The organism is Streptomyces taklimakanensis, from assembly GCF_009709575.1.
Lineage (GTDB): Bacteria > Actinomycetota > Actinomycetes > Streptomycetales > Streptomycetaceae > Streptomyces > Streptomyces taklimakanensis.
Map to the genome: position 1 here is coordinate 3,498,781 of NZ_WIXO01000001.1, position 11,776 is coordinate 3,510,556.

Annotated in this window: 9 protein-coding genes; 2 read left to right on the top strand and 7 right to left on the bottom strand. The window is 72.0% G+C overall.

The window, feature by feature from the left end; translation table 11 throughout:
* The first annotated feature begins 47 nt into the window (after window positions 1-47).
* Together F0L17_RS15510 and F0L17_RS15515 are read left to right on the top strand one after the other, a co-directional pair.
* Window positions 48-1,007, top strand: coding sequence for an ABC transporter ATP-binding protein (locus F0L17_RS15510; RefSeq protein ID WP_155071544.1), 960 nt, complete (start codon window positions 48-50; stop codon window positions 1,005-1,007).
* Window positions 994-1,914 (top strand): ABC transporter permease, encoded by a 921-nt coding sequence (locus tag F0L17_RS15515; protein WP_155071545.1) that lies wholly within the window; start codon window positions 994-996, stop codon window positions 1,912-1,914. Before F0L17_RS15510 ends, F0L17_RS15515 begins: the two co-directional genes overlap by 14 nt.
* Window positions 1,915-2,023: 109 nt before the next feature.
* Here F0L17_RS15515 and F0L17_RS15520 read toward each other — a convergent pair whose 3' ends face one another.
* The 7 genes from F0L17_RS15520 to F0L17_RS15550 form a co-directional block, all read right to left on the bottom strand.
* Window positions 2,024-3,379, bottom strand: a complete 1,356-nt coding sequence (locus tag F0L17_RS15520) for a M28 family peptidase (protein WP_155071546.1) — start codon at window positions 3,377-3,379, stop codon at window positions 2,024-2,026.
* 224 nt (window positions 3,380-3,603) lie between these two features.
* On the bottom strand, window positions 3,604-4,614 hold the full coding sequence (gene rarD / locus F0L17_RS15525; protein WP_155071547.1) for an EamA family transporter RarD: 1,011 nt from the start codon (window positions 4,612-4,614) through the stop codon (window positions 3,604-3,606).
* A 237-nt stretch (window positions 4,615-4,851) separates the two neighbouring features.
* Window positions 4,852-5,943: a 2-oxoacid:ferredoxin oxidoreductase subunit beta gene (locus F0L17_RS15530; protein ID WP_155071548.1), complete on the bottom strand. Its 1,092-nt coding sequence runs from the start codon at window positions 5,941-5,943 to the stop codon at window positions 4,852-4,854.
* Window positions 5,936-7,846 (bottom strand): 2-oxoacid:acceptor oxidoreductase subunit alpha, encoded by a 1,911-nt coding sequence (locus tag F0L17_RS15535; protein WP_162466248.1) that lies wholly within the window; start codon window positions 7,844-7,846, stop codon window positions 5,936-5,938. Before F0L17_RS15535 ends, F0L17_RS15530 begins: the two co-directional genes overlap by 8 nt.
* 308 nt (window positions 7,847-8,154) lie before the next feature.
* Window positions 8,155-8,814 carry a response regulator transcription factor gene (locus F0L17_RS15540; protein WP_420802474.1) on the bottom strand — a complete coding sequence of 220 codons (660 nt, stop codon included), beginning with the start codon at window positions 8,812-8,814 and terminating at the stop codon, window positions 8,155-8,157.
* 124 nt (window positions 8,815-8,938) lie between these two features.
* Window positions 8,939-10,270, bottom strand: coding sequence for a sensor histidine kinase (locus F0L17_RS15545; protein ID WP_155071550.1), 1,332 nt, complete (start codon window positions 10,268-10,270; stop codon window positions 8,939-8,941).
* A gap of 163 nt (window positions 10,271-10,433) precedes the next feature.
* Window positions 10,434-11,732, bottom strand: coding sequence for a sensor histidine kinase (locus tag F0L17_RS15550; protein WP_155071551.1), 1,299 nt, complete (start codon window positions 11,730-11,732; stop codon window positions 10,434-10,436).
* Window positions 11,733-11,776 lie beyond the last annotated feature (44 nt).

The window sequence follows — 11,776 nt, forward strand, 5'->3', positions numbered from 1 at the left end:
GGTGCGGGGCCGCCGCGTCGGACCGTCCGTTCGATCTCGGGAGCACCATGCAGCCACCGTCCGTACCGGACACGGTCGTCGAGGTCCGCGGGCTCACCAAGCGGTACCGCGGTGGGCAGCTCGCCGTGGACGGGCTCGACCTGGACGTGCCGCGCGGTAGTGTCTTCGGCTTCCTGGGGCCCAACGGATCGGGCAAGACGACCACGATCCGGATGCTGCTCGGACTGATCGAGCCGAGCGCCGGCAGCGCACGGCTGCTGGGGGAGTCGATGCCGGCCGCCGCCCGCGAGGTGTTGCCGAGGGTGGGGGCGTTGATCGAGGGCCCGGCCCTGTACGGCTTCCTCTCCGGGCGGGACAACCTGCTGCGCTTCGACGCGGCCGACCCGACGGCCGATCCCCAAACCCGTGCCGCGAGGGTGGGGGAGGCGCTGGAGCGGGTGGGGCTGACGGCTGCCGCACGCAGGAAGGCACGGACCTACTCGTTGGGCATGAAGCAGCGCCTCGGCTTGGCGGCGGCGCTGCTGCGGCCGCGCGACCTGCTGGTCCTGGACGAACCGACCAACGGGCTGGACCCCCAGGGGATGCGTGAGATCCGCTCTCTGGTGCGGGAGCTCTCGGACGACGGCACCACGGTCTTCCTCTCCTCCCATCTGCTGGACGAGATCGAACAGGTCTGTACGCACGCGGCGGTGATGTCCCGGGGGCGGCTGCTGGCGCAGGGGGCGGTGGACGAGTTGGTGGCGGGCGCCCGGGGCCGGCTGGTGGTCACCACCGCGGACACCGGGAACGCCGCCCGCGTTCTGCGGGAGCACGGTGTGACCGGTCTGACCGTCGTCGGGGACCGCGTCACCGGCGAACTGCCGGCGGCCGAGGCTCCCGACCCGGCCGACCTCAACGCGGCTCTGGTGCGGTCGGGGGTCCGGGTGAGGGCCTTCGGCACCGAGCACGGATCGCTGGAGGACGTCTTCGTGGCACTGACCGGGGAGGGCTTCGATGTCGCGGGTTGAGCCGGCGCGGACCGAACCGGCGCGGGCCGAACCGGAACGGGGCCACGCCCCGACGGCGCGGCGTCCCGGCCCGCTGTGGACCTTCGGGCTGTTCCGCAGCGAGTTGGTCGTGACCTTCCGCCGGTGGCGGACCCTGGTGTTGCTGGCCGTGTTGGCGGCCGTCCCGCCGCTGGTCGGCACCGCGGTCAGGATCGAGACCGGGGACGGCGGTGCCGACGGAGGCGGTGGAGGCGGTGGGCCTGCGTTCATCAACCAGATCACCAACAACGGTCTGTTCCTGGTCTTCACCGCGCTCGCCGTCACCCTGCCGTTCTTCCTCCCCATGGCGGTCGGCGTCGTGGCGGGGGACTCGATCGCGGGAGAGGCGGGCACGGGCACCCTGCGCTATCTGCTGGTCGCCCCCGCCGGACGCACCCGGCTGCTGCTGGCCAAGTTCACCGCCGTCTGGGCCTTCTGTCTGGCGGCGACCCTGACCGTGGCGGCTTCCGCGCTGGCCACCGGCGCGCTCCTCTTCCCCCTCGGGGAGGTGACCCTGCTGTCGGGGACGACCGTTCCCCTCACGGAGGGCCTGCTGAGGGCCTTGGCCATAGCGGTTGTCGTGGCGGCCTCACTGATCGGGGTGGCGGCACTGGGGCTGTTCCTCTCCACCCTCACCGACAGTGGTGTCGCCGCCATGGCGGCGACCGTCGGCCTGCTGATCACCGTGCAGATCGTCGGCGCGATCCCACAGCTGGACGCCGTTCACCCCTATCTCTTCCCCCACCACTGGATGTCCTTCGCCGACCTCCTCCGCGATCCCGTCTACTGGGAGGACCTGCTCGACAACCTGACCCTCCAGGGGCTGTACGCGGCCGTCTTCGGCTCGGCCGCCTGGGCGCGCCTCACTCACCGGGACATGACCGTCTGAGCGTCCCGGTCCGCTTCCCGGGCCCGCCTCCCCGACCCGGGAGGGCTCCCTCGCGCCCCGGGCGACGCGCGCTCGCCGTGAGGGGGGGAGCGGACCGGACCCGGGCGGGTCAGAAGGTCAGGCTCCAGGCGCCGATGTGGCCGCTGTCGTAGCGGTGGACGTCCTGGACGCGGAGCTTCCAGGTGCCGTCGGCCGGTTCGGAGGAGGCGTCGACGGTGTAGGTGGTGATCACGTCGTCGCCCGAGTCCCAGCCGGAGTCCTTCAGACGGTAGGCGCTGCCGTCGGGGGCGACCAGATCGATCACCAGGTCGCCCCGGTAGGTGTGCCTGATGTCGACGCCGACCTTGAGGTCGGCGGGCGCGTTGCCGGGGACGCCGGTGACCGTGATCGGTGACTCCGCGGCCGGTCCGCCGTCGGGGACGGTGACGTCCGCGGTGTTCTCGAAGGTCCGACCGTCCGGCGGAGGGGTGCCGGTGCCGGAGCTCAGCGTCCACATCGCGTGGGCCGTCGCGTCGGCGTTCCGGTCCAGGGCGGTGTCGTTGATGTTGGCGGTGGTGTCGCAGGAGGAGTGGTAGCAGCGGTCGAACGGGACGCCGGCGGTGCCGCCCCACTTCCGCGCCTGGGCGGTGGTCTTGGTCCGTCCGGCACCGGTGAACAGTCCCCCGACGGGGATGCCCGCGTTCTTGAACGAGGCGTGGTCGGAGCGCCCGTCGCCCTCGGTCTCGATCTCGGTCGGAATGCCCCTGGCGGTGAACCAGTCCTTGAGGACTGCCTCGATCACCGGGTCGTCGTCGTAGACGAAGTAGCCGGCGTTGGGCGATCCGACCATGTCGAAGTTGAGGTAGCCGTCGATGTCGGCCCGCTGGGCGGAGGAGAGGCTGTTGACGTAGAACCTCGATCCCACCAGTCCCAACTCCTCGGCTCCCCACCAGGCGAACCGCAGGTGCTTGTCGGGCCGGTACCCCGTCCTGGCGACCGCGAGGGCGGTCTCCAGGACGGCGGCGGAGCCGGAGCCGTTGTCGTTGATGCCGGCGCCGCTGCTCACGGAGTCCAGGTGGGCCCCGGCCATGACGACCGCGTCGGGGTCGCCGCCGGGCCAGTCGGCGATCAGGTTGTAGCCGGTGGAGCCGTTGGAGGTGAACTGCTGGACGGAGGTGGTGTAGCCGGCCGCGTCCAGCTTGCCCTTGACGTAGTCGAGCGACGCTCGGTAGCCGGGGCGTCCGTGGGCCCGGTTGCCGCCGTTGGCCTGGGCTATCGCCTGGAACTGGGAGAGGTGGGCCTTGACGTTCGCGAGGGGGATGTCCGGAGCGGCGGCCTGGGCGGTGGGCTCCGTCGGGGTCGGGGCGGCGGTGGCCGTGGTGGCGGTGAGCAGCCCGGCGGCGAGGGCGCCGGCCAGCCCGGCTCCGAGGGCGGCGCGGTACAGGGGGGATCTTCGGGGGAGCCGTCGTCCGACATGCGCGAGCATCGATGCCTCCTGTGTGGGGGTTGACGTGAGCATGATGCTGATGTGGCGCCGATGTACCGTCAAGGGCGGAATCCGGACTTTGGTGTTCGTATATCGAACATGGCGGCGTTGACGTGGAAGATCCGCTTTCGTCGCGCTCCAAGCGGCCCGCAGCACTCCGCCCCCGACCGTGGGCCGTCCGAGTGGGACGGTCCCCGGCCGGGGGCGGGACGGGAAGGGGGCGCTCAGCCCTTCGAGGGCTCCGGGGGCGAACCGGCGGCGGCCGGAGGGGCGGCGGCCGGTGCGGCCGGTACCGACCCGTCCCGCGCGGCCGAGGCCGCCGCCGCCGCGGCCTCGCGCAACCGAACCCGCGAACGGTGTGCGTTGCGCAGCGCGTCCCAGGTCAGCACGCACAGCGCGATCCAGACGAGCGTGAACCCGGCCCAGCGCTCGGGAGGCATCTCCTCACCGAAGGCCAGGAGCCCCAGTAGGAACATCGAAGCGGGCGCCAGGTACTGGAGCAGGCCGATCGTCGACAGCGGCAGCCGTACGGCCGCACCACCGAAGAAGATCAGCGGCAGCGCGGTGGCCAGGCCGGCGCAGGCGAGCAGGGCCGTGTGTCCGGGGCCCGCGGTGGTGAAGGTGGACTCGCCCCTGGAGCCCAGGACGACCAGGACGGCGACGGCCGGCAGGAACTGCACGGCCGTCTCGGCGCCGAAGCCGGCCACGCCGTCCAGTCGGACGCCCTTCTTGAGCAGCCCGTAGAGGGCGAAGGAGACGGCCAGCGCGAGCGAGAGCCAGGGCAGCCGGCCGTAGGCCACGGTCATCACCACGACGGCGAGCGCGCCCAGCCCGACGGCCGCCCACTGCGCGGGCCGCAGCCGCTCGCGCAGCAGCAGCACCCCGAAGGCGATGGATATCAGCGGATTGACGAAGTACCCGAGCGACGCCTCGATGACCTTCTCCGCGGAGACGGCCCAGATGAACAGCCCCCAGTTGACCGATATCAGCGTGGCCGCGAGGGCGATCAGCCCGAGCCTGCGCGGCTCCCGCAGCAACGGCCGGATCCACGCCCAACGGCGCAGCACGGCGAGGATCACCAGGGCGGTGGGCAGCGACCACACCATCCGGTGCGCCAGCACCTCGATGGGGCCCGCGGGCTCCAGAAGGGCCCAGTAGAGCGGTAGGAAGCCCCACATCCCGTAGGCGGCGAAACCGAACAACAGACCCGTGCGCTGTTCGCCCTGCGACTCCAACGTTCCTCCTCCGTGTGATGGCCGACCGGCACAGGCCAACCAGACGAAGGTAACGCCGCGCACCCCGGTTGTCATTTCCGTTCCCGCGATACGGTGCTTACACGTGGTGTCACCGACCGTACGCGTGGCGCGCCCCCGCCGAACGCCCCCGCGCTCCGGCCCGGACACGGCCGGGGGCCGGCCCCGCCGCTGCGGAACCGGCCCCGGGAAACGCGGGTCTCGCGGAGGAGCGGGCCGTCAGCCCACCACCGTCCAGGTGTCCTTGCCCGCCAGGAGGGTGGAGAGGTCGCCCTTGCCCTGCTGGACGACGGCCTTCTCCAACTGCTCGGCCATCAGCGTGTCGTAGACCGGACGGCGCACGTCGCGCAGCACACCGATGGGCGTGTGGTGCAGGGTGTCGGCGTCGGCGAGCCGGGAGAGGGCGAACGCCGTCGTCGGGGACTCGGCGTGGGCGTCGTGCACCAGCACGCCCTCGGTGCCCTCCACCGTGACGTCGACGACCTTCAGGTCGCCGGTGGCCGGGTCGCGGACGACGCCCTTGGAGCCCAGGCCGTCCTCCGCCGGAACGCCGAAGCGGATGGGCTGCCCGTGCTCCAGCCGGATCACCGCCTCCAGCGCCTGCTCCTTGTCCTTCAACGCCTCGAACGCGCCGTCGTTGAAGATGTTGCAGTTCTGGTAGATCTCCACCAACGCGGTGCCCGGGTGGGCGGCGGCGGCGCGCAGCACGCCGGTGAGGTGCTTGCGGTCGGAGTCCACCGTACGGGCCACGAAGGACGCCTCCGCGCCGATCGCCAGCGAGACCGGGTTGAAGGGCGCGTCCAGCGATCCCATCGGCGTCGACTTGGTGATCTTGCCGACCTCGGAGGTGGGGGAGTACTGGCCCTTGGTGAGCCCGTAGATCCGGTTGTTGAACAGCAGGATCTTCAGGTTCACGTTCCGGCGCAGCGCGTGGATGAGGTGGTTGCCGCCGATGGACAGCGCGTCGCCGTCACCGGTGACCACCCACACCGACAGGTCGGTCCGGGAGGTGGCCAGACCGGTGGCGATGGCGGGCGCGCGGCCGTGGATGGAGTGCATCCCGTAGGTGTTCATGTAGTACGGGAAGCGCGATGAGCAGCCGATGCCGGAGACGAAGACGATGTTCTCCTTCGCCAGCCCCAGCTCGGGCATGAAGCCCTGGACGGCGGCCAGGACGGCGTAGTCGCCGCAGCCGGGGCACCAGCGGACCTCCTGGTCGGACTTGAAGTCCTTCATGGTCTGCTTGCCTTCGGCCTTGGGGACCAGGGAGAGCGCCTCGAAGGTGGGCGCCTCCGCCGTGGTCTCAGCCATCGATGGCCTCCTTCAGAACGGTGGCGAGTTGCTCGGCCTTGAACGGCAGTCCTCGGACCTGGGTGTACGACCGGGCGTCGACCAGGTACTTCGCGCGCAGCAGGGTGGCCAACTGCCCGAGGTTCATCTCGGGCACGACCACCTTGTCGTAGCGCCCCAGTACCTCGCCGAGGTTGGCGGGGAAGGGGTTGATGTGGCGCAGGTGGGTCTGGGCGACCTTCTCCCCGGCGGCGCGCAGCCGGCGCACCGCGGCGGCGATGGGCCCGTAGGTGGAGCCCCAGCCCAGCACCAGCAGCCGCGCGTCGCCGGTGGGGTCGTCGACGACGGCGTCCGGCACCTCGATGCCGTCCACCTTCGCCTGGCGGGTGCGGACCATGAAGTCGTGGTTGTCCGGGGAGTAGGAGATGTTGCCCGTGCCGTCCTGCTTCTCGATGCCGCCGATGCGGTGCTCCAGGCCCGGCGTGCCCGGCACGGCCCAGGGGCGGGCCAGGGTCTCCGGGTCGCGCTTGTACGGCCAGAAGACCTCGGTGCCGTCCTCGGTGGTGTGGTTCGGGCCGCCCGCGAACCGCACCCGCAGGTCGGGCAGCTCGTCGATCTCCGGGATCCGCCACGGCTCGGAACCGTTGGCCAGGTAACCGTCGGAGAGCAGGAAGACCGGCGTCCGGTACGTCAGCGCGATCCGGGCCGCGTCCAGCGCGGCGTCGAAGCAGTCGCCCGGGGTGGCCGGGGCGACGACCGGCACCGGGGCCTCGCCGTTGCGCCCGTACATCGCCTGGAGCAGGTCCGCCTGCTCGGTCTTGGTGGGCAGACCGGTGGAGGGGCCGCCGCGCTGGATGTCCACGACCAGCAGCGGCAGCTCCAGGGAGACCGCCAGGCCGATCGTCTCCGACTTCAGCGCCACTCCCGGGCCGGAGGTGGTGGTCACCGCGAGCGCGCCGCCGAAGGCGGCGCCCAGCGCGGCGCCGATGCCCGCGATCTCGTCCTCGGCCTGGAAGGTGCGCACGCCGAAGTTCTTGTGGCGGCTCAGCTCGTGCAGGATGTCCGAGGCCGGGGTGATCGGGTACGAGCCCAGGTACAGCGGGAGATCCGCCTGCCGGGACGCGGCGATCAACCCGTAGGACAGCGCCAGGTTGCCGGAGATGTTGCGGTAGGTGCCCGGCGGGAAGGCCGCCGACGCCGGGGCGACCTCGTAGGAGACGGCGAAGTCCTCGGTGGTCTCGCCGAAGTTCCAGCCCGCCCGGAAGGCGGTGACGTTCGCCTCGGCCACCTCGGGCTTCCTGGCGAACTTCTTGCGCAGGAAGGACTCGGTGCCCTCGGTGGGCCGGTGGTACATCCAGCTCAGCAGGCCCAGCGCGAACATGTTCTTCGCGCGCTCGGCGTCCCGCCTGGCCAGACCGGACTCCTTGAGCGCCTCGATCGTCAGCGTCGTCAACGGCACCGGGTGGACGCGGTACCCCTCCAGGGAGCCGTCCTCCAGGGGGTTGGCGGCGTACCCGACCTTGGCCATCGCCCGCTTGGAGAACTCGTCGGTGTTGACGATGATCTCCGCGCCCCGCGGCAGGTCCGGCAGGTTCGCCTTCAGGGCGGCCGGGTTCATCGCCACCAGCACGTCGGGGGCGTCACCGGGGGTGAGGATGTCGTGGTCGGCGAAGTGCAGCTGGAACGACGACACGCCCGGCAGCGTCCCGGCGGGGGCCCGGATCTCGGCGGGGAAGTTGGGCAGCGTGGAGAGGTCGTTGCCGAAGGACGCCGTCTCCGAGGTGAACCGGTCACCGGTCAACTGCATACCGTCGCCGGAGTCGCCGGCGAACCGGATGACGACCCGCTCCAGGCGCCTGACCTCCTTGGTCGGTGATCCGGGCGAGCGTTGCTGATCGGCTGCGTTGCTGACCTGGCTGGTCACGGGACAGGACCTCCTCGGGGCGGCGGCTCGCCGGCCATCGTACGTCGGTAAGGGTGCCCTTCCTGGAGAGCAGCCACATGATGGACGGCCGTATGAGACGACGTTCGGTGGCGCCCGCGTATTCCGACCACCGCCTCAAGCCCGTCCGGAGTCCCCGGACCCGGCGGCGTCCGGGGGGCACCGAGAGGCGACGCCGGACGGCCGGGACGCCTCCGCCCCAGGTGAGGGCGGGCGCGTCGGACACTACGGCGGTCCGGTGGCGGCTCGGTAGTGGCTCGGTGGTGGCTCGGCACGCCGGGACCGGAGGCCTACGACCTGAGGTAGGCGAGCACCGCCAGCACCCGACGGTGATCCCCGTCACTCGGTGCCAGACCCAGCTTCATGAAGATGTTGCCGACGTGCTTCTCCACCGCGCCGTCGCTGACCACCAGCCGGCGGGCGATGGCCGAGTTCGTGCGGCCCTCGGCCATCAGCCCCAGCACCTCGCGCTCCCGCGGCGTGAGCCCCGCCAGCACGTCCTGCTTGCGGCTGCGGCCCAGCAACTGGGCGACCACCTCCGGATCCAGCGCGGTGCCGCCGCGGGCCACCCGGACCACGGCGTCCACGAACTCGCGCACCTCGGCCACCCGGTCCTTGAGGAGGTAGCCCACCCCTCGGCCGGACCCGGCCAGCAACTCGGTGGCGTACTGCTCCTCCACGTACTGCGACAGCACCAGCACCGGCAGCTCCGGGTGGTCGACGCGGAGCCGGATGGCCGCCCGCAGGCCCTCGTCGGTGTGGGTCGGCGGCATCCGCACGTCCGCCACCACCACGTCCGGCGGCTCCCCGGCCGCGGCCAGTTCGCCGACCACCTTCACCAGCGCCGCACCGTCGCCGACGCCCGCCACGACCTCGTGGCCCCGGTCGTCCAGCAGGCGGGTCAGGCCCTCCCTGAGCAACACCGAGTCCTCGGCGATGACCACCCGCACCCTGCCGTCCTCCACGATCCGCGCTCCCCCGTGTCTCGATGCCGTCCGGTCCGGTACCAGCATCCCAGGAACCGGCTCCGGCGCGACACGGGTCACGGCCGTCGGTGGGTGGTGTGGTCGGGGGTCAGGGGGTGGGGTCGCGCCAGGGGAGGCGGGCGGTGATGGTGGTGGGTCCGCCGGTGGGGGAGTCGATGAGGAGGAGTCCGTCGACGGAGTCGAGGCGTTCGGCGAGTCCGGCCAGTCCGGTGCCGTGGTCGGTGGTGGCGCCGCCGCGGCCGTTGTCGGCGACCTGGATGAGGAGGTGGTGGTCGGTGTGCCAGACGTCGACGGTGGCGTGGGTGGCGTGGCTGTGTTTGCTGGTGTTCTGGAGGAGTTCGGAGGTGGTGAAGTAGGCGATGCCTTCGATGGCGGGTGCGGGGCGGGTGGTGAGGTCGACGGTGATGGTGGTGGGGACGGTGCAGCGGGCGGCGAGGTTGGACAGGGCGGGGCCGAGGCCGCGGTCGGTGAGGATGGCGGGGTGGATGCCGCGGGCGAGGTCGCGGAGTTCGGCGAGGGCGAGTTTCACCTCGTCGTGGGCTTCGTCGACCATTTTGGCGGCGGTCTGGGGGTCTTCGAGGAGTTTCTCCTTGGCCAGGCCGAGTTCCATGGCGAGGGCGACCAGGCGGGCCTGGGCGCCGTCGTGGAGGTCGCGTTCGATGCGGCGCAGGTCGGCGGAGGCGGTGTCGGTCACCGTCCGCCGATCCGACTCCAACTCCCGCATCCGGTCGGCCAGGCGCGACGGTCCGAGCAGCCCCTGGACCAGCACCCTGTCCACGCCGGTCAGCCCCCGCACGATCCACGGCGTGAACAGCACGAGCAGCAGGCCGACGGCCGAGGTGAGAAGGACCTCGGCGGGGGCGTCCAGGTACCAGCCGCGGCCCTGCCCGTCGCCGTACAACTGGATGCCCGGCTGGTCGGTGTAGGTGGGGAGGACCCAGAACCACAGCGGGTACGTCAGCGTCCCCCAGCCGGACACCCACAGGGGCAGCGCCACACAGAAGGAGAACAGCGCCCAGGGGAAGTGGAGGAACGCGTACAGCAGGTGCCGCCACGACGTACCGCTCCGCAGCAGCGCCCACACCCAGGCCATCGCGCCCCCGCCGCTCCGCCCGGCCATGACCGGCTCGGGCTCCGGGACCCGCAGTCCCAGCAGCGCTCGGGCGCGGGCCCGCTCCAGGGCGCCCAGGGACCGGAAGACCGCGAGGGCGAGGGCCAACAGCGGTACACCGAGGAAGGTGATCAGCAGACCGAGGCCGGTCGTGGTCAGGGTGACGGCGAGGACGAAGCCCGCCACGGCGACCGGCAGGCCGAACAGGACGTACAGGAACTCCCGCCAGGCGCGGCCCTCGAAGGGCACGCGCAGCACCGCGGGGACCCGGGACCGGTGGAGCACCGAGGCGTCGTGGGTGGCTGTCATGGGGCCATCCGTTCTGTGGTCTGCGGCCGGGAGAGGACGGTCGCGGTCCGCGGGAGCGCGGACCGTCCCCTCCAGGATCGGCCGTGGCGGGAGGGCGGGCCATGGAGCGTGTCGGCGTCCTGTCCGGGGGTTTTCCCCACCCGGTGGGTGGTGTGGTCGGGGGTCAGGGGGTGGGGTCGCGCCAGGGGAGGCGGGCGGTGATGGTGGTGGGTCCGCCGGTGGGGGAGTCGATGAGGAGGAGTCCGTCGACGGAGTCGAGGCGTTCGGCGAGTCCGGCCAGTCCGGTGCCGTGGTCGGTGGTGGCGCCGCCGCGGCCGTTGTCGGCGACCTGGATGAGGAGGTGGTGGTCGGTGTGCCAGACGTCGACGGTGGCGTGGGTGGCGTGGCTGTGTTTGCTGGTGTTCTGGAGGAGTTCGGAGGTGGTGAAGTAGGCGATGCCTTCGATGGCGGGTGCGGGGCGGGTGGTGAGGTCGACGGTGATGGTGGTGGGGACGGTGCAGCGGGCGGCGAGGTTGGACAGGGCGGGGCCGAGGCCGCGGTCGGTGAGGATGGCGGGGTGGATGCCGCGGGCGAGGTCGCGGAGTTCGGCGAGGGCGAGTTTCACCTCGTCGTGGGCTTCGTCGACCATTTTGGCGGCGGTCTGGGGGTCTTCGAGGAGTTTCTCCTTGGCCAGGCCGAGTTCCATGGCGAGGGCGACCAGGCGGGCCTGGGCGCCGTCGTGGAGGTCGCGTTCGATGCGGCGCAGGTCGGCGGAGGCGGTGTCGGTCACCGTCCGCCGATCCGACTCCAACTCCGCGATGCGCTTCTCCAGCTCGTCCGAGGGCGACAGCAGGGTGCGGACCATGGCCCGGTCCACGTGGCTCAGCCCGCGCGCCAGCCAGGGCAGGACGGGCCAGGCGACGACGAGGGCGACGAGAGTGACGGTGAAGGTCGTCACTCCCCAGGGGAGGCGGACACCGGAGTAGAGCGCGTGCCGCCAGCCGACCGGGTCCTTCAGACCGGCCCACAGCCAGGGGAAGAAGCCGCCGTGCACCCGCCGGCGGATCGGCGTCGGTTCCTCGATCCGCACCCTCAGCAGCTTCCGGGCACGGGCCCGCTCCACCGTGCCGAGCCGGCGGCAGCCGACCAGACCCAGCACCAGCAGCGGCAGCCCGACCACCGTGACCGACAGCACCGCACCGCAGTAGACCCACACGCTGACGTAGACGAAGCCGACGATGTCCATCGGCAGGTTGAGCAGGAGGTGGGCGACCTCCCGCCAGGTCTGCGCGTCGAGCGGGGCCCGGGGCGGGGGCAGCCGCCCGGAGTCGTCCCCGGGCCCGGCGGTGCCCTCCGTCCGTCCGGTCCGTCCAATCCGTCCGTCGTGTCGCGGGGAGGCGACGGGGGCGGGGGAGGGGCCCTCGTCGTGGGGCGCGCGGCCGTGACCGGGAGGGCTCGCGGGACTCGGGGGACTCACGCTCATGCGGTCCACACTGCCGTGCCCGGACGGGGCGCCGCCATGGGGTT